The following is a 16,156-nucleotide window of genomic DNA, read 5'->3' as shown; positions in this document are numbered from 1 at the left end:
AAAAAAAGGTACTTTCCGCTACAGTTCATTTGTCGTTCTTACTGTCCACACTATCGTCAGGGGTAACAACCATGCTTAAAGGTTTTAGAGATTTCGTCCTTCGCGGAAATGTCATTGAACTCGCAGTTGCCGTGGTCATCGGTACTGCCTTCACCGCTATCGTGACAGCATTCTCCGAGAGCATCATCAACCCATTGATCGCTTCCATCGGCAGCACAGAGGTTGAAGGCCTCGGCTTCCACATCCGCGCCGGCAATGCCGCAACATTCGTGGATTTTGGTGCTGTCATCACCGCAGCGATCAACTTCCTCATCATCGCAGCAATTGTCTACTTCGTCCTCGTTGCTCCAATGAACAAGCTCAGCGAAACCCTCGCAAAGCGCAAGGGTGTTGAAGAAGACGAGACCCCAGCTTCCATCGAAGCAGAACTCCTCACCGAGATCCGCGATCTCCTGCAGGAGCAAAAGCGCCTTCAGTAGTTAAAAGGCCCTAAAAGCACAAAAGTGCGTCTGAGTATTTCACTCAGACGCACTTTTTGTTGCCTAAATTATGCTGCTAACCATGATGCGGTGGTTGCTGTTCTTTCCAGAATTCCTCACCTGTTGGTTGGTCATCTTGTTCTGGATCTAAAGAAACTTCCCGGACATCATCGTTAGTTGTTGATTCCAGAGGAGAATCTGCCGTGCGATCATAGTCCTTTGCATCTGACGCACGGAACGCTCGTCTACGTTGTCTACTCACACCCGACCAACTCAAACCACGGAAGTGCGAAGCTGATCTACAACAAAATCAACCAACGGTGTCAGAGTTGCCATGCCATCACGAATTGCCGAACGAGACTCAGCGAGGTTGACCACCACGGTTGAGCCGGATACGCCCGCTACGCCTCGGGAAACACTTGCATCCACCGCGCCACAGGCCAAACCGGAGGAACGAAGCGCCTGCGCGATTCCTGGGACGTCCTGGTCCAACACAGCGCTGGTTGCCTCAGGAGTTTTATCCCGAGGACCAACGCCCACTCCGCCGATGGTCAGCACAAGGTCAGCGCCGCCAACAACTGCGGTTTCAATAGCTTGCCTAATCTGAGACTTCTTAGACTTCACGCTGACCACAGCGTCCACGTTGAAGCCAGACTCTAAGAGCAGCTCCGTAACCAAACGGCCAGTCCCATCTGCCTCAGCGACATGATCGCCCACCAGGACAACAAGAGCGCGCTTCTGGGATGCCATGTGGAATTCTTTTTCCGTAGCCTTCAGGAACTCCGGATCCGGTTCAACATCCGGAAGCGGAACTCGTGTGTCTACAACATCGGTAAGACTTCCCAATGGATCCTTGCTCATTGTTCCTCACTCATACTTGGCTACTTGATTAGATGCAGATTAACTCTTTTAAACCTACTCACTCGTCAGAGTAACCTCTACCTCCCGGCTCTGCGAGGTATCTGGCTGTGTAATTGTTAAAGTGACGGTTTCGCCAAAATCATGCGAACGAACAGCAGCGATCAAGGAGTCTGGGCTATCAATAACTCGATCATTGAGCTTGGTCACGATATCGCCTGGCTGAAGTCCAGCATCTGCGGCCGGTCCACCATCTTGAACACTGGCAATCACAGCGCCTGTCACTGAGTTGTCAGTGCCAACCTGCACACCGATCATCGGCTGAGTTACCTGGCCGGTGCTGATCAATTGATCGGCCACGCGCTTGGCAAAGTTGGATGGGATAGAAAAACCAAGACCAATGGAACCTGCGGAATCGCTGGTGCTCGAAATCGATGCAATTACCGAATTCATGCCAATGAGGTTGCCATCCATATCAACCAGCGGACCACCAGAGTTACCAGGGTTGATCGCAGCATCGGTCTGGATAGCATCGATGAGGGACGACTCTCCGCCATCACCAGAAGCTCGCACAGGACGGTTCACGGCCGACACAATACCGGTGGTCACAGTGGAGCTCAGACCCAGTGGAGAACCAACAGCCATCACACTTTGTCCAACGCCTAATGCGTCCGAATCTCCAAAGCTCATAACTGGAAGGTTGGACACATCCCTAATCTTGATCACAGCAATATCTGTGGAAGGATCACCAGCAATAAAATCAGCTTGCGCTGTAGTTCCATCGGAGAAACTTACTTCTAACACACCAGATTGTTCAATGCCTGCCACGACGTGATTATTGGTCATGACGTAACCATCAGAGGAAATAATGGATCCAGAGCCCTCAGAAGCAGACGTCCTAGTAATGGCCTGAATAGAGACGACAGAAGGCAAAACTGCGGCAGCAACCTGTTCCGCTGAACCTGGTTCAGCATTAGTGGTGCGCTGCACGCTGGGCTGCTCAAGAGCATTAACTGGGGTTGAAGAGTCCGAACCAAGCTGGGTTGCTGCAACACCCACAACGCTACCGGTAGCAATAGAACCAACAAGCATTAACGCGAGTGCCGTTCCGATGCCAACTTTTCGCTTTTCTTTAGCTGGCTTTACATCTGTGCTTAGAGGCTGATTATCCCAACTGGTCCAGGCTGGAGCTTGTTGCTCATTTCCTTGTTGAGTGTTTTGTTCAGAGCCGAAGCCCGCACCAGGATAGGGGTTTTGATTGGAAGCAGTGTTACCCCACTGCGGATATGAACTACGCACATGTTCGAAGGAGTTGGTTTCTGATGGAGTTTCCGATGCACGGTCCGGGTTCTCACCGTTGTTTGTGGGGAATTGATTTGTCATGATTTGATTATGAACCCTGTGGCTGGGGCGTCACTCTAAGTAGTCTGAACACTTCCTGTGAGCTCTTTAGTGGTTTAATCATCGACATTTTCGAACCCGCTGCGAATGGGTTCCCCTGGCAAATCAATAGTGATTCTCGTTCCGCCATCATCTGATTCACCCACAACGAGTTGGCCACCATGCCGATTCACAACCTGATTCACGATGGCAAGACCTAATCCCGATCCCGGCATGGAACGGGAGCTGACGGCGCGATAGAACCGTTCCAAAACTAATCCTCGTTCTTTTTCAGCAATTCCAGGCCCTGAATCATCAATAACAATGCGGACCGTTGCTTTGTCGATCTGTGACATCGACACTCGAACAATGCCATTCTCAGGCGACCATTTAATGGCATTATCCAAAACATTTACTAATGCCCTGGTTAAGGAAAAATCATCGCCCAGCAGTTTCCAATCCACAGTCTCGGAAACATCTATCCGCACCGTCATGCGACGGCTTTCCATTCGGTCAAGCGCAATTTCCAACACTTGGTTGAGATCTACAATGCTTGACGTTTCGGCGGTTTCTTCACGCGCAAGATCAACAAGATCACCAATCAAATCAGACATTTCGGTCATCTGCGCCAATACATCACGCTGAAGGCCATCCAATTCTTCCTTGGGGATTCCCGATCCTCCACTGTTGGTTGCCATCAACAGCAATTCAATATTTGTCCGCATTGAGGTCAGTGGAGTTTTCAGCTCGTGTCCTGCATCTGCCACCAACTGAGATTGCCGGGTACGAGACTCCCGCAGTGCCTTGAGCATGTCATTGAAACTACGAGTCAACTTAGCGAACTCATCATTTCCCACCACGGGAATCGCACGAAGCTCATCAGTTCGTTCGATCTCTTCGACGGCACGCTGCAGCTTTGACAGTGGTTTCAGCCCCTCCTTCGCAATGATGAAACCAAGCAGAATCGACGCCAAAACACCACTGCCGCCAATGATCAAGAGAATGACGCCAAGCACCGTGAGCTGCCGATCGGTATCCACCATATCTTTAGCAAAAACCACCACTGTGCCCGAGCTATCTCGTTTCATGAGAATGCGCTCAGCACTTGTTACGAGGATCTGTTTCCCCGCTTCTTTACTCTTAAGGAAATCTGAATCAGGCAGTGATATGGATTCACCGATGACGTATTCCCACCCAGGTGGGATTAAGGCGATTCGAGTGTCACTGGCATATTCACCTAACAGAGCAATTTCGGTTTCTGCGGTTGCATAGAATCCCGCTTCACTGGCTCGTCCAAGCATTGCATCCGCTTGTTTTTCCAGATCACGATCGATTGAGTTGGTGACATAGCTGGAGACAGACCAATATGCAGCAACAGTAATAACACCAACGGCGAAAGCTACCAAAGTGGCGCTCAGCAAAGCCAAGCGCCAACGCAACGACATTGAACCGTCGGAGTCATCACTTTCGGTAGGGGCAGGCCCATTTTCCCCTGCGCCGATTCGCCTTAATGTCACGGAGCGGTCTCTCGCAGGACGTATCCGACTCCTCGTACTGTATGGATCAGGCGGTCTTCTCCTTCCAATTCAGTCTTGCGTCGAAGGTATCCAATGTAGACCTCGAGGGCATTGCCTGAAGTGGGGAAATCGCAGCCCCATACCTCTTCCAAAATCTGGGCGCGAGTGAGCACTTTCCTTTGGTTTTTGAGGAGCAATTGCAGGAGCGCGAACTCTGTTCGAGTAAGGCTGATGGCGCGTCCGTTGCGGTAGACATCTCGACTTTCTGGGTCAAGCGTCAAATCGCCACAAGATAATAGAGCCTGTTCAATGCTGGAACTCTGATTTGATTCCACTGCAGAGCGACGCACCAGTGAACGGACGCGCGCCAACAGCTCTTCAAGAGCAAATGGTTTAGCCAAATAGTCATCTGCGCCTGCATCGAGGCCACCAACACGATCAGAAACATTATCGCGGGCAGTAAGAATAAGAATTGGCCGATCATCGCCTTCGCTGCGAAGGTGGCGACAGACCTCAAGTCCGTCCATACCAGGCATCATGACATCGAGGATCACCAAAGCAGGCTGTTCCTTGTCAATCATCTCTAGTGCTTGGATGCCGTCTTCTGCGAGAACAACGTTGTATCCGTTGAACGAAAGGGAACGTCGCAAGGAGTCACGTACAGCTTGCTCGTCATCAACAACTAAAATTTTCATCGATACCCTTTTCGTCTTCCAGTCCGTGACAGACTTCCTCCCAATTAAGACGTCCACGCGTTGGAACATATTTCACTTATGCTAACACCTCTTAAGCATAAAGAAGCCAGTTACCTCCTCATTTTAAGAGAAGATAACTGGCTCTTGTTAAATTCTTACCTACAAAAGGTTGTAGGCGATGAATTTAAGGTTTAGAACTGCTCTACGTCCACGAGACCGAGCTGTGCTGCCTTAACCAGACGGCGTGGGATGCGAACGGTCTGACCGTCGATCTTGACCTCCTGAAGGGCGACATTGTCGGCCTTCCACTGGGAACGGCGCATGCGGGTGTTTGCGCGGGACATACGGCGCTTTGGAACTGCCATTGTTTTCCCTCCTATGCCTTCTTCTTGCGGCGAGCCATGCCACCGAAGCGACGCTCGAACTTCTCAACACGACCAGCGGTGTCCATGACACGCTGAGCGCCGGTCCAGAATGGGTGAGACTCGCTGGTGACGTCAACGACGATCAGTGGGTACTCGTTACCATCTTCCCAGGACACGGTGCGGTCGCTGGAAGCGGTGGACTTGGTCAGGAACTGGAAGCCAGTACCTGCGTCCTGGAAGACTACCGCATGGTAGTCAGGGTGGATATCCTTTTTCATTTACTCTCGATTCCCTCAGGATTGAAACTTCAGGTCGGTTCCAGCGGATGCCAGATCGTGCCCGAGTTGGGTTCGGTAAGTATGCATCACCATGATTTGGCAATGAACCTCCAATACCTTACACCTGTTGCGCTGTAACTAAAAATTGATTATGGAATATGTCTAGCCCAGGCCAAAATCTCCCGCGAGTTATATGATGGATCCGTCATCTAGCCTAGTCACGGAGGAATAATGTTGAGTTCCAAGGACTTGCCGATTTATCAGCGCAAAGCTGACCTTTTCAAGGGTTTGGCACATCCATACCGCATCAGAGCCCTGGAAATCATTGCCACGAATAATGAAGTTTCAGTCGGTCAGATAACCAAAGAGATGGATTTGGAAGCCTCTCACGTGTCCCAGCACCTTAAGGTTTTAAGGAAATTTGGACTGGTTTCCTCCCAACGCGAAGGCTTAGTTGTTTATTACCGGCTCACCTACCCGGAGGTCGCAGACTTTCTTAAGGTGAGCCGCTCACTATTAAAGAGGATGGCTGGCGAAGATGCGTGACCTTTTACCCTCTAGAGACGACTATCAGCTACTCCGCTTCTCCTGGAAGATGGACATTGCTGCTGGCGTCACCGTGGGCATTGTTGCCCTCCCCCTCGCTCTCGCCTTTGGTGTGAGTTCTGGAGTCGGAGCCGAGGCAGGATTAGTGACTGCGATTATTGCTGGCCTGGTTGCAGCAATCTTCGGCGGTTCCAATGTGCAGGTTTCAGGACCAACAGGAGCGATGGTGGTTGTTCTCGCTCCAATCGTCGCCCAATATGGTGTCGGTGCGGTTGCATTACTCAGCCTGATGGCTGGAGTTATCGTCCTTGTCGCCGGAGTGCTTCGATTAGGCCGAACGGTGAGTTTCATTCCGTGGCCGGTCATCGAAGGATTTACGGCAGGCATCGGTGTGATTATTTTCCTGCAACAGGTGCCAGCTGCGTTTGGTTATTCGGGCCATTTGCCCACCAATGCGCTCCTCGCTGCGATTCACACTGTTTCACACGCCACGAAGGACGCAATTCTACCTCTCTTAATTATTATCGTCACCGCTGCGATCATGATTGTGTTGGGAAAGATCGCCCCAAAGCTCCCTGCCAGCTTCATTGCCATTTTGGTGGTGTCCATTGGCGTGGCTCTGCTCAAGCTTCCCGTTGAGTTGATCGGTGAGCTCCCCAATTCCCTTCCTGCCCCTCACCTGCCTGATGTGAACCTGGAGATGTTCACGAGTTTGCTGGGGCCAGCTTTTGCTGTCGCCGCGCTCGCTGCTATTGAGTCTCTCCTTTCCGCTCGTGTGGCAGCCTCCATGGCCGATACGGGTCCTTATAATGCTGACCGCGAATTGGTCGGTCAGGGGTTGGCGTCGATAAGCGCTGGCTTTTTTGGCGGCATGCCGGCAACTGGCGCAATCGCGCGTACGGCGGTCAATGTGCGCTCCGGCGGGCGTACCCGTATAGCGTCGATTATTCACGCGCTTGTGCTGCTCGGCGTTGTGTATGTGGCGGCGAATATCGTTGCGGTCATTCCGCTCGCCGCACTGTCGGGCGTGCTCATGGTCACCGCGAGCCGCATGGTGTCCATTGAAGTGATCTCGCGCGTCATGCGCTCCACTCGCTCTGATGCGATCGTTTTTGTCATCACCGCGATCGTCACCATCAGCGTCGACCTCGTCATTGCGGTCGGCATCGGCATTGCCGTCGCGACGTTCTTCATGCTGCGACGCATGAGCATGAACGCCGGCGTCTTCCGGGAAACCTTGCCCGAACCGGCCACGCTTAACGACGAAAAGATCGGCCTTTTCCGTATCGAGGGCGCATTGTTCTTTGGCGCAGCTGAACGTCTTTCGCAGCAAATCCTTGATTATGAGGACCTCGAAGTGGTGATCCTGCGCCTGTCACACATCCAAATGATCGACGCCACCGGCGCCCACCAGCTCACCGAGCTTGTCAATGCGCTGGAAAGAAAAAATGTCACTGTATTAATTAAGGGCGTCCGGAAAGAACACATTCACGTTCTCGGCGTCCTCGGAGCGATCAGATCACTGCGGCATGAGAACCACCTCTTCGATGACCTTGCCCCAGCGGTTGAACATGCCCGAAAACACGTTAAGATCGACAACAGTTAAGGCTTCCGGGGCGATCTAAACCCGCATTGAATAGGCGATTAGGTGTTTTGGGGCAACGTATGTAAACTTGTCCCTTGCTGTTGTCGTAAATATTCGTTATCGCCCCGTCAGCTGGCATGCTCGCGCCCCGGTCACCCGGTGCGGCGCGTCTTCTAACTGAATGTGGGCGGCTAGGAGAAAGTAAGTTATGTCGGCACATTGCCAGGTAACGGGACGCAAGCCGAGTTTCGGCAAGTCTGTCTCACACTCGCACCGACGCACTTCCCGCCGTTGGAACCCCAACGTGCAGCGTCGCAAGTTCTATGTCCCTTCCGAGGGACGCACCATCACTCTGACCGTTTCCACCAAGGGTCTGAAGGTCATTGACCGCGACGGCATCGAAGCCGTTGTTGCTCAGATTCGCGCACGTGGGGAGAAGATCTAAAGATGGCACGTAATGATATCCGCCCTATCATCAAGCTGAAGTCTACTGCTGGCACTGGTTACACCTATGTCACCCGTAAGAACAAGCGCAACAACCCGGACCGTATTTCCCTCATGAAGTACGATCCAGTAGTCCGTAAGCACGTCGAATTCCGCGAGGAGCGATAATCAATGGCTAAGAAGTCAAAGATCGCCAAGAACGAGAAGCGCAAGGAAATCGTCGCCCGCTACGCGGAGCGTCGCGCTGAGCTCAAGGCAATTATCAGTAACCCAAACACCTCTGACGAGGATCGTCTGGATGCACAGTTCGAACTGAACAGCCAGCCACGTGATGCTGCTGCTGTCCGCGTTCGTAACCGCGACTCACACGATGGTCGCCCACGCGGCTACCTCCGTAAGTTCGGTCTTTCCCGTGTCCGTATGCGCGAGATGGCTCACCGTGGTGAGCTGCCGGGCGTTCGTAAGTCCAGCTGGTAAGGGAGTTTTTACCAATGAAGCAGCGTAACAACGCTAAGCGCGTCCGCCTTGAGCAGACTCGCCGCCCAAAGAAGAACCCGCTGAAGGCAGCGGGCATCGAGAAGGTGGACTACAAGGACATCAACACCCTTCGTCAGTTCATCTCCGACCGCCACAAGATCCGTTCACGTCGTGTCACCGGTCTGACCCCGCAGCAGCAGCGCGAGGTTGCAACCGCCGTGAAGAACGCACGCGAAATGGCTCTCCTGCCGTTCACCAGCCGCTAAGACTGGGAATAACGTAACAGCGACTTCTCAAAGAACCACCCCACTCATTTCGAGTGCGGGTGGTTTTTTCTATGCCTAATTCTATGCCTAATTCTATGTCTGATTCTATTGGTGTCGCATGCGCAGTGTAGTTTTAGAACTACTAGAGAACTGGAAGGAATCACTCGTGCTTCACCCCTCATTGACTGAGCTAGCGGATGCTGCCCCACTTGCACAGGATTTTGCCACCGTCCGCGGTGTGCTGAAGGAATCGCTGGATTTGTTGGGCAATGCACTGAACCACGGTGAAGAGCCCGCGGAGCTTGCAGGGTGGCTGTCACAAGTTATTACTGATGTTTTGCACTCCCCTGGCTTGGATGCCCACGTGGTGCTCACCGGCCCCGTGGGGCGTGGAGACGCACTGCCTACCTCGCCCGTGAGGTGGCTGGCGGTCGTCGATAGCCAAGAAGATCCGAATGAAAAGATTTCAGCGCTGTTAACTGAGGTGGGCTTCATTGCGGAGCCGATCGGTGCGGCAACTCGTGAGGAGTGGGAGCAGCGTGCGCGCGCTGGTGAGGATCCAGAGGTCTATTTGGATGCTGGCACGTGGGTCGCGGCGATCGCTGAAGTAGATGACAAAGCACTGTTGCAGGATGCGTTGTCATCTAGGCCGCCTGCGGTGGAAACTTATGAGGGTCTTCCTTCGTTGGACATGGTGGTAAACATTCGTGAGAACCTCATGATTCCCACGGTGAAGATCGCTCGCTGGGCAGCACACAAGGCTGGTTCTTTGGCGCCTACGACTGCGCAGCGCCTCGTGGATGCCCGTGGTGTGCTCACCAATGATGAAGTCGACGCGCTGACACAGGTGTGGACTTCCGCACTGAGCTTGCAGTCGAAACGTTGGATGGATCACATCCATGATCAAGAAACCACCGCTTGGGAGCTTCCCGCGCTGCAACGTGCCACTTTTGGCGCATCGGCTCGGTTGCTTTCTGAGGTGTTGCGGTCCGTTGAAGCCCGTGAAATCGATACCAAATAGGAACTCTGCACAATTACTGGCTACAATCTCTTGAGATCAATAGGCCAAAACTTTAAGGAAGTAGAATTACGCTATGGCAGGAGCAGTGGGACGCCCCCGGAGATCAGCTCCGCGACGGGCAGGCAAGAATCCTCGCGAGGAGATTCTTGACGCCTCTGCTGAGCTTTTCACCCGTCAAGGCTTCGCAACAACCTCCACGCATCAAATCGCTGATGCCGTGGGAATCCGCCAAGCCTCGCTGTATTATCACTTCCCGTCCAAGACGGAAATCTTCCTCACCCTGCTGAAATCTACTGTCGAGCCGTCCACTGTGCTCGCCGAAGACTTAAGCACCCTGGACGCCGGACCTGAGATGCGCCTCTGGGCAATCGTTGCCTCCGAAGTGCGTCTGCTGCTGTCCACCAAGTGGAACGTCGGTCGCCTGTACCAACTCCCCATCGTTGGTTCTGAAGAGTTCGCCGAGTACCACAGCCAGCGCGAAGCCCTCACCAACGTCTTCCGCGACCTCGCCACCGAAATCGTCGGTGACGACCCCCGCGCAGAACTCCCCTTCCACATCACCATGTCGGTGATCGAAATGCGTCGCAACGACGGCAAGATTCCAAGCCCGCTTTCCGCAGACAGCCTCCCGGAGACCGCAATTATGCTTGCCGACGCCTCCCTCGCCGTCCTCGGCGCGCCGCTGCCCGCCGACCGGGTCGAAAAAACGCTTGAACTAATCAAGCAGGCTGACGCGAAATAACCATCCGCGCCTGCGAAATCAACGGAGCATCAATCATCTGACCATCCAGTTTGAACGCACCTGGATGGTTTTCTGCTTCCTCCACCACTTTCTTCGCCCACTCCAACTGGTTAGCCTCTGGCCGATAGGCTCTCCGAACAATCTCGATCTGCTTGGGGTGAATGCATGCGGTGCCAGCGAAACCAGTCCGCGCAGCATCGACCGCTTCTAAATAGAGGCCCTCTTCATCGTGGAAATCCGCATGGATGGCATCAATGGTGAACTTCCCATTCGCCGCCGCGTGGAGGTGCATCAGGGCGCGTGTAAGCCTCATGGTGTCTCGGTAGGAGCCTTCATTGGACTCATCACCCAAGAACCTAGAATGAGTGCCTCCCAAGAGGTGTGTGAGATCCTCCGCGCCCCAGAACATTCCAACGACTTTAGGGTCCGCAGCAATCTGAGGAATGCTGGTTGCAGCCTGAGGGGTTTCAATCATGGCGATAATGTTGAGGCCATCTAATTCCTCAGGCACGCTGCCAAGAAGTTTAGGAACCATAACAAGTGTGAAATCCGTGGACTTCACCATCTCCACGTCAGCCAAAAAGTGTGGATCGCTCGGCCCTACGGTTCTCACAATGGTTCGTTTAGGATCCAACCCCGATTCTCTAATGTTCCTGTAGGCGACCTCACGGTCTACCTCCCCTGCCCCATCTTCCAAATCAATGATGACCATATCGGCCTTCGATGCTGCTTTTGGAATGATCTCAGCACGTCCAGCTGGTGCGAAGAGAATAGCTGGTCCACAAATAAGTTCAGACATGTACTCATTAATACGCGAAAAGGCAGACCTTATGGTCTGCCTTCAAGCGAAATCTTTAAAAACTTTAGTGAGCGAAGTGTCGCGCACCAGTCAGGTACATGGTCACGCCAGCCTTGTTGGCTGCCTCAATGACCTCGTTGTCGCGAATGGATCCACCAGGCTGCACAACAGCAGTGATGCCAGCCTCAGCGAGAACCTCAAAGCCGTCAGCGAATGGGAAGAACGCATCGGAAGCAGCAACGGAACCGGTAGCGCGCTCTGCACCTGCACGGTCGACAGCCAAGCGAGCAGAGTCAACGCGGTTGACCTGTCCCATGCCAACGCCAACGGTAGCGCCGTTCTTAGCCAACAGAATTGCGTTGGACTTCACGGAACGAACTGCAGTCCACGCGAACTCCAGGTCCTTCAGAACCTCAGGAGAAACAGCAGAGCCGGCAGCAAGAGTCCAGTTTGCGGAGTTGTCGCCCTCAGCGTGGATCAAGTCGCGTTCCTGAACAAGCAGACCGCCGGAGATCTCACGGGACTCAAAGCCCTTACGCACAGGTGCTTCAGCCTGAAGAATACGGATGTTCTTCTTCTGGCTCAGGATCTCCACAGCGCCCTCTTCATAGGAAGGAGCGATGATGACCTCAGTGAAGATCTCTGCAACCTGGTTAGCCATCTCAACGCTGACTTCACGGTTGGACGCGATGACGCCACCGAATGCGGACACAGAGTCACATGCGTGTGCCTCGCGGTGTGCCGCTGCGATGGACTCATCAGAAACAGCAATGCCACAAGGGTTTGCATGCTTGATGATAGCTACACAAGGACGCTCGTGATCCCACGCTGCACGCCATGCAGCATCAGAATCGGTGTAGTTGTTGTAGCTCATTTCCTTGCCGTGGAACTGCTTAGCCTGTGCAAGTCCGCGGGTGTTGCCCACGTACAAAGCTGCAGACTGGTGAGGGTTCTCACCGTAACGCAAGCTGCGGGACAAGGTGTTGGTGGTGCCGATCCAACCTGGGAACTCAGTCTCAGAATCTTCGGCAGCCAGCTGCTCGCTCATCCAGGTTGCAACGGTGACATCGTAGGTTGCGGTGTGGCGGAAAGCCTCAGCAGCCAACTTGGTGCGCTCCGCGCGGGAGAATCCACCGGTCTTCAAAGCTTCCTGGACATCCTCGTAGCGGTTCGGTGAAACAACCACAGCGACAGATGGGTGGTTCTTTGCCGCAGCACGAACCATGGATGGGCCTCCGATGTCGATCTGCTCAACGCAAGCATCGAAATCGGCGCCGGACGCAACGGTCTCAGCAAATGGGTACAGGTTCACCACGACAAGCTGGAATGGGGCGACCTCAAGTTCCTTGAGCTGACGCAGGTGGTCTTCCTTGCGGGTGTCCGCCAAGATGCCAGCGTGAACCTTAGGGTGCAGTGTCTTCACACGGCCCTCAAGGCACTCAGGGAAACCGGTGAGCTCCTCAACCGGGGTAACAGGAATACCAAGCTCAGCAATCTTCGCCGCAGTGGATCCGGTGGAAACAATTTCCACGTTCTCGCGGTGAAGTGCCTGGGCTAGATCCTCCAGGCCAGTCTTGTCATACACGCTAATTAGTGCGCGTTTAATTGCCTTACGATCATCGCTCATGAAGGATTTAGCCTCTCCAGTTGAGTTGTACGCCACCCTGACGCGAAAATTCCACGCTGTTCAGGACTTCTACAATGAGTTTACGCTCAACCTGCTTGATTCTTTCATGCAGGCTGGATTCATCATCATTCACTTCTACCGGCACTGCTCGTTGAGCAATAATTGGGCCGGTATCCACACCAGCATCGACAAGGTGAACTGTCGAACCTGACACTTTCACACCGTATGCCAAAGCATCGCGAACCGCGTGGGCACCAGGGAAAGAAGGCAATAAAGCTGGGTGGGTGTTGATGATGCGGGACGGGAACCTTGAGAGGAAACCTTCGCCCAAAATTTTCATGAATCCCGCAGAGACCACCAAATCTGGGTCGCTTACTGCAACTGCGTCTGCAAGCTCGTGGTTCCACTGTGCACGATCTTTTCCAAGCGGAACAACTGCAGTATCAATACCTGCATCTGCGGCTCTGGAAAGTGCAGGGCATTCGACGTCAGAGACAACGCCCACGATCGAATAGGTACCTTGCGCTTCAATGAGTGACTGAAGGAGGGTGCCTGTTCCGGAAGCTAGCACGACAATGGTGGTCGTAGAGTCAGAATTCACAACAGATATGTTAACGGTCTTCGGCCTCGGAACCATCATTGGTTTCTTCAGCCTCAGTTTCTGTCTCAATTTCTTCGTCGGATTCTTCCTCTTCAGGATTCTCTTCAGGATCCTCTGCGTCGTCTTCTTCGACCTCTTCTACCCCTTCCTCAACTTCCTCTTCCTCCTCATCTACTTCTTCTTCAACATGCTCCTCTTCGTCCTCTTCAACTTCTTCAGGCTCGGGCTCCACAACAGCCACAGCCTTAACAGACTTAACTTCTACAGGGTTGCGCAGCTTGTCGATTCCGGCGATGAGGAGTCCAACGAGGGCGAAATAGACGAAAACTAGGCCAACTGACGCCAGGAGGTTGAGTCCGACGTAGTTGTATACGCCCAAGGTTCCGCCGGCGAAAACTGCCAGGACGAGGAAACACAGTGCTGAAATGACTGCTGCTGTTGTGTTCACGGCAAGGCGCATGGGGTTTCTCACGCAGACCCAGGTGGCAATAATTGCAGGGATGACCAGTAAGGCCACTGCCCATGAGAGGGCTTCGCTGGGGAGAGCTGCGAGGATGGGAAGCGGTGGCAATGGAACGGAATGCACGCTGAAGACGCTGATGGAGGCGTCACCGAAGTAAAGGGGTGAGCCGATCAGATTGCCCATCGCAAAGATCATCATGTTGGGCAGATACAGAATGCTCAGGACGATCAAGGCCACAACAGAGGCGGAGTCGTCGTAGCCCTGCATGGTCGCGGTGAATGCACTGTGGTTGATCGCGGTCATCACGAGCACGGAAACCAAGGAGACTGTTCCAAATGCGATGAGGAAGCGGAAAGCTTGGGTGATGGCGTCGATAAGCCATTCTGGAGCACCGTAGCGGCGCGCCAACGCCTGCCACAGGCGTGGCCCCATGCCGAGGAAGAGGGCGCTGAGGTGGAACAACATCACGCGTAGGAGGCGCGTGATTGGCGGGACCTCGACGTTGAGGACGCTGGAGGCGTCGAAAAGCATGAACGCTGCGATGGCGGTGAGCGCAAGCGGGATGCCGAGGACGAGTGCTGCGAGGACGCCTAAGTCGGCGATGCTGACACGATCTTTGACTGCGCGGTGGATGCGCGCGGCGATGGCCCAGAGGAATATAAAGCCGGGAAGCGTGGGCAGTACTGAGATCACTTCCCCACTGCCGTCCACCGCACCGAGATTTAGGGAAAGCCACAGCTGTGCAATCGTTGCCGAAAGATTCACCATTGAAGAATTGGTGAACATTAGGGAGGCTACGGCGAGAATAATAACCAAAAGCACCGCCACGCCATGCGGAATCAGCACGGTTGGAAGGAAACGCAGCAACTTTGATTGCTGAGCTGCCTTCTGTGGCGTTTGCGCAGGTGCTTGCGGTTTTGGCCGGCGACGTCGGATCTGACCGGGTCGTGTCTGCGAACTATTTTTCTTGCTCATCAATAAACAACTGTGCCACTAATACGGATAGTTTTGGCGATGGCACGTCGGAGAGTAACACTGTGAGAAAAGTATTACTTTTTGCACAATTTGCTAAAAAGTAATCAAACTTTGGCTTTTCACTTGCCCGATCGGGAATCTCCGGCTAGTGTTACTTCCGGTAGATAACAAGATGGTCTCAATTAAACTTCGATAGCGTGATATAAGCTTCGAAAAGTTTTGTGGCAAGAATCGGAAGCAGGCGAAATTGCAGAAGCACACTCGAGGTGGCAAGCACCGCAAGCAGACTACCTCCCCAGTAACTAAGGGTGGTGTCGCTTTTGTTGCAGTAGCTACCGGTGCCGTGTCAACTGCAGGCGCAGGCGGAGCAGTTGCTGCACAGGCTTCCAATCAGCCCGTTGAGGTCAACTTCGAGCTTACTGCAAACGACACAACTGACCTCGTGGCTGGAAGCTCCGCCCCTCAGATCCTGTCCATCGCTGAGTTCAAGCCAGTTGTGAACTTGGGCGATCAGATCGTTAAGACCATTCAGTACAACGCTGACCGCATTCAGGCTGACCTGGACGCTCGTGGCCCTTCAGTGGTTCGCCCTGCTGAAGGTTCTTACACCTCCGGCTTCGGTGCTCGTTGGGGCACCAACCACAACGGTGTGGATATCGCTAACGCAATCGGCACTCCAATCCTCGCTGCCATGGACGGCACTGTTATCGATGCAGGTCCTGCTTCCGGTTTCGGTAACTGGGTTCGCCTCCAGCACGAAGATGGCACCATCACCGTGTACGGCCACATGGAAACCGTTGAGGTGACCGTTGGTCAGACTGTTAAGGCTGGCGAGCGCATCGCAGGCATGGGTAGCCGAGGATTCTCCACCGGCTCCCACCTCCACTTCGAGGTTTACCCTGCAGGCGGTGGCGCTGTTGATCCAGCTCCTTGGCTTGCAGAGCGCGGCATTACTCTTTAATTAACTTTTGGGCGACCCTTTACGGTCGTCCTCTTGCGTTCCCAAAACATACCCAGTAAGTTACTGGGTATCCAACT

General features: G+C 53.6%; 21 protein-coding genes. 10 read left to right on the top strand and 11 right to left on the bottom strand.

Going from position 1 to position 16,156, the window contains the following annotated elements:
* Window positions 1–71: 71 nt before the first annotated feature.
* A complete protein-coding gene (mscL, locus tag CGL_RS04415) occupies window positions 72–479 on the top strand; it encodes a large conductance mechanosensitive channel protein MscL (protein ID WP_011013943.1) in 408 nt (135 codons plus the stop codon).
* Window positions 480–555: 76 nt separating this feature from the next.
* On the opposite strand, the gene CGL_RS04410 is transcribed toward mscL, so the two are convergent.
* The 7 genes from CGL_RS04410 to CGL_RS04380 form a co-directional block, all read right to left on the bottom strand.
* On the bottom strand, window positions 556–741 hold the full coding sequence (locus CGL_RS04410; protein WP_374057886.1) for a hypothetical protein: 186 nt from the start codon (window positions 739–741) through the stop codon (window positions 556–558).
* Window positions 742–752: 11 nt separating this feature from the next.
* Window positions 753–1,340 (bottom strand): MogA/MoaB family molybdenum cofactor biosynthesis protein, encoded by a 588-nt coding sequence (locus CGL_RS04405; protein WP_003858456.1) that lies wholly within the window; start codon window positions 1,338–1,340, stop codon window positions 753–755.
* A 54-nt stretch (window positions 1,341–1,394) separates the two neighbouring features.
* Window positions 1,395–2,720 carry a S1C family serine protease gene (locus tag CGL_RS04400; RefSeq protein ID WP_011013942.1) on the bottom strand — a complete coding sequence of 442 codons (1,326 nt, stop codon included), beginning with the start codon at window positions 2,718–2,720 and terminating at the stop codon, window positions 1,395–1,397.
* A 74-nt stretch (window positions 2,721–2,794) separates the two neighbouring features.
* On the bottom strand, window positions 2,795–4,162 hold the full coding sequence (locus CGL_RS04395) for a sensor histidine kinase (protein WP_011013941.1): 1,368 nt from the start codon (window positions 4,160–4,162) through the stop codon (window positions 2,795–2,797).
* Between the two features lie 68 nt (window positions 4,163–4,230).
* Window positions 4,231–4,929, bottom strand: a complete 699-nt coding sequence (locus CGL_RS04390; RefSeq protein WP_011013940.1) for a response regulator transcription factor — start codon at window positions 4,927–4,929, stop codon at window positions 4,231–4,233.
* A 191-nt stretch (window positions 4,930–5,120) separates the two neighbouring features.
* Window positions 5,121–5,294, bottom strand: coding sequence for a 50S ribosomal protein L32 (gene rpmF / locus CGL_RS04385; protein ID WP_003858448.1), 174 nt, complete (start codon window positions 5,292–5,294; stop codon window positions 5,121–5,123).
* 11 nt (window positions 5,295–5,305) lie between these two features.
* On the bottom strand, window positions 5,306–5,572 hold the full coding sequence (locus CGL_RS04380) for a type B 50S ribosomal protein L31 (RefSeq protein ID WP_003858446.1): 267 nt from the start codon (window positions 5,570–5,572) through the stop codon (window positions 5,306–5,308).
* Window positions 5,573–5,803: 231 nt separating this feature from the next.
* Here CGL_RS04380 and CGL_RS04375 point away from each other — a divergent pair, with 231 nt between their 5' ends.
* The 8 genes from CGL_RS04375 to amtR all read left to right on the top strand — a co-directional run bounded on the left by CGL_RS04375 (window position 5,804) and on the right by amtR (window position 10,653).
* Window positions 5,804–6,118 carry an ArsR/SmtB family transcription factor gene (locus tag CGL_RS04375; RefSeq protein ID WP_003858445.1) on the top strand — a complete coding sequence of 105 codons (315 nt, stop codon included), beginning with the start codon at window positions 5,804–5,806 and terminating at the stop codon, window positions 6,116–6,118.
* Window positions 6,111–7,724, top strand: coding sequence for a SulP family inorganic anion transporter (locus tag CGL_RS04370; protein WP_011265637.1), 1,614 nt, complete (start codon window positions 6,111–6,113; stop codon window positions 7,722–7,724). The genes CGL_RS04375 and CGL_RS04370 overlap by 8 nt, the downstream gene beginning before the upstream one ends.
* Window positions 7,725–7,911: 187 nt before the next feature.
* Entirely contained in the window at window positions 7,912–8,148 is a 237-nt protein-coding gene (gene rpmB / locus CGL_RS04365; protein WP_003858441.1) for a 50S ribosomal protein L28, read from the top strand.
* Window positions 8,149–8,150: 2 nt separating this feature from the next.
* Window positions 8,151–8,315 (top strand): 50S ribosomal protein L33, encoded by a 165-nt coding sequence (gene rpmG, locus CGL_RS04360; RefSeq protein WP_003858439.1) that lies wholly within the window; start codon window positions 8,151–8,153, stop codon window positions 8,313–8,315.
* 3 nt (window positions 8,316–8,318) lie between these two features.
* The gene (gene rpsN, locus CGL_RS04355) at window positions 8,319–8,624 is read left to right on the top strand and encodes a 30S ribosomal protein S14 (RefSeq protein WP_011013938.1); all 306 of its coding nucleotides are present in this window, start codon (window positions 8,319–8,321) and stop codon (window positions 8,622–8,624) included.
* Window positions 8,625–8,638: 14 nt separating this feature from the next.
* On the top strand, window positions 8,639–8,890 hold the full coding sequence (gene rpsR / locus CGL_RS04350) for a 30S ribosomal protein S18 (protein ID WP_003858407.1): 252 nt from the start codon (window positions 8,639–8,641) through the stop codon (window positions 8,888–8,890).
* A 166-nt stretch (window positions 8,891–9,056) separates the two neighbouring features.
* Entirely contained in the window at window positions 9,057–9,911 is an 855-nt protein-coding gene (locus CGL_RS04345) for a putative nucleotidyltransferase substrate binding domain-containing protein (protein ID WP_003862417.1), read from the top strand.
* Window positions 9,912–9,984: 73 nt separating this feature from the next.
* Window positions 9,985–10,653, top strand: a complete 669-nt coding sequence (amtR, locus tag CGL_RS04340; RefSeq protein WP_011013937.1) for a TetR/AcrR family transcriptional regulator AmtR — start codon at window positions 9,985–9,987, stop codon at window positions 10,651–10,653.
* Here the strand turns inward: amtR and CGL_RS04335 are convergent.
* The 4 genes from CGL_RS04335 to CGL_RS04320 form a co-directional block, all read right to left on the bottom strand.
* Window positions 10,631–11,452, bottom strand: a complete 822-nt coding sequence (locus tag CGL_RS04335; RefSeq protein ID WP_011013936.1) for an HpcH/HpaI aldolase/citrate lyase family protein — start codon at window positions 11,450–11,452, stop codon at window positions 10,631–10,633. The genes amtR and CGL_RS04335 overlap by 23 nt on opposite strands.
* A gap of 64 nt (window positions 11,453–11,516) precedes the next feature.
* Window positions 11,517–13,079, bottom strand: coding sequence for a bifunctional phosphoribosylaminoimidazolecarboxamide formyltransferase/IMP cyclohydrolase (purH, locus tag CGL_RS04330; protein ID WP_011013935.1), 1,563 nt, complete (start codon window positions 13,077–13,079; stop codon window positions 11,517–11,519).
* 7 nt (window positions 13,080–13,086) lie between these two features.
* Window positions 13,087–13,716 (bottom strand): phosphoribosylglycinamide formyltransferase, encoded by a 630-nt coding sequence (purN, locus tag CGL_RS04325; RefSeq protein ID WP_003858391.1) that lies wholly within the window; start codon window positions 13,714–13,716, stop codon window positions 13,087–13,089.
* Window positions 13,691–15,010: a cell division protein PerM gene (locus CGL_RS04320; RefSeq protein WP_011013933.1), complete on the bottom strand. Its 1,320-nt coding sequence runs from the start codon at window positions 15,008–15,010 to the stop codon at window positions 13,691–13,693. Before CGL_RS04320 ends, purN begins: the two co-directional genes overlap by 26 nt.
* A gap of 355 nt (window positions 15,011–15,365) precedes the next feature.
* On the opposite strand from CGL_RS04320, the gene CGL_RS04315 reads away from it, so the two are divergent.
* Window positions 15,366–16,079, top strand: coding sequence for a M23 family metallopeptidase (locus tag CGL_RS04315; protein WP_011013932.1), 714 nt, complete (start codon window positions 15,366–15,368; stop codon window positions 16,077–16,079).
* The last annotated feature ends 77 nt before the right edge of the window (window positions 16,080–16,156 follow it).

This window comes from Corynebacterium glutamicum ATCC 13032 (genome assembly GCF_000011325.1).
GTDB lineage: Bacteria > Actinomycetota > Actinomycetes > Mycobacteriales > Mycobacteriaceae > Corynebacterium > Corynebacterium glutamicum.
Note: the sequence above shows the minus strand (reverse complement) of the source record. Positions and strands in the feature narration are given on the sequence as shown.

Excerpts from the sequence above, each read along its gene's own strand:
- CGL_RS04405 (WP_003858456.1), bottom strand. The coding sequence starts at position 1,340 with ATGAGCAAGGATCCATTGGGAAGTCTTACCGATGTTGTAGACACACGA.
- mscL (WP_011013943.1), top strand. The coding sequence starts at position 72 with ATGCTTAAAGGTTTTAGAGATTTCGTCCTTCGCGGAAATGTCATTGAA.
- rpsN (WP_011013938.1), top strand. The coding sequence starts at position 8,319 with ATGGCTAAGAAGTCAAAGATCGCCAAGAACGAGAAGCGCAAGGAAATC.
- CGL_RS04390 (WP_011013940.1), bottom strand. The coding sequence starts at position 4,929 with ATGAAAATTTTAGTTGTTGATGACGAGCAAGCTGTACGTGACTCCTTG.
- rpmF (WP_003858448.1), bottom strand. The coding sequence starts at position 5,294 with ATGGCAGTTCCAAAGCGCCGTATGTCCCGCGCAAACACCCGCATGCGC.
- CGL_RS04375 (WP_003858445.1), top strand. The coding sequence starts at position 5,804 with ATGTTGAGTTCCAAGGACTTGCCGATTTATCAGCGCAAAGCTGACCTT.
- CGL_RS04395 (WP_011013941.1), bottom strand. The coding sequence starts at position 4,162 with ATGTCGTTGCGTTGGCGCTTGGCTTTGCTGAGCGCCACTTTGGTAGCT.
- CGL_RS04400 (WP_011013942.1), bottom strand. The coding sequence starts at position 2,720 with ATGACAAATCAATTCCCCACAAACAACGGTGAGAACCCGGACCGTGCA.
- purH (WP_011013935.1), bottom strand. The coding sequence starts at position 13,079 with ATGAGCGATGATCGTAAGGCAATTAAACGCGCACTAATTAGCGTGTAT.
- CGL_RS04380 (WP_003858446.1), bottom strand. The coding sequence starts at position 5,572 with ATGAAAAAGGATATCCACCCTGACTACCATGCGGTAGTCTTCCAGGAC.
- CGL_RS04335 (WP_011013936.1), bottom strand. The coding sequence starts at position 11,452 with ATGTCTGAACTTATTTGTGGACCAGCTATTCTCTTCGCACCAGCTGGA.
- amtR (WP_011013937.1), top strand. The coding sequence starts at position 9,985 with ATGGCAGGAGCAGTGGGACGCCCCCGGAGATCAGCTCCGCGACGGGCA.
- rpmG (WP_003858439.1), top strand. The coding sequence starts at position 8,151 with ATGGCACGTAATGATATCCGCCCTATCATCAAGCTGAAGTCTACTGCT.
- purN (WP_003858391.1), bottom strand. The coding sequence starts at position 13,716 with ATGGTTCCGAGGCCGAAGACCGTTAACATATCTGTTGTGAATTCTGAC.
- rpsR (WP_003858407.1), top strand. The coding sequence starts at position 8,639 with ATGAAGCAGCGTAACAACGCTAAGCGCGTCCGCCTTGAGCAGACTCGC.
- rpmB (WP_003858441.1), top strand. The coding sequence starts at position 7,912 with ATGTCGGCACATTGCCAGGTAACGGGACGCAAGCCGAGTTTCGGCAAG.
- CGL_RS04370 (WP_011265637.1), top strand. The coding sequence starts at position 6,111 with ATGCGTGACCTTTTACCCTCTAGAGACGACTATCAGCTACTCCGCTTC.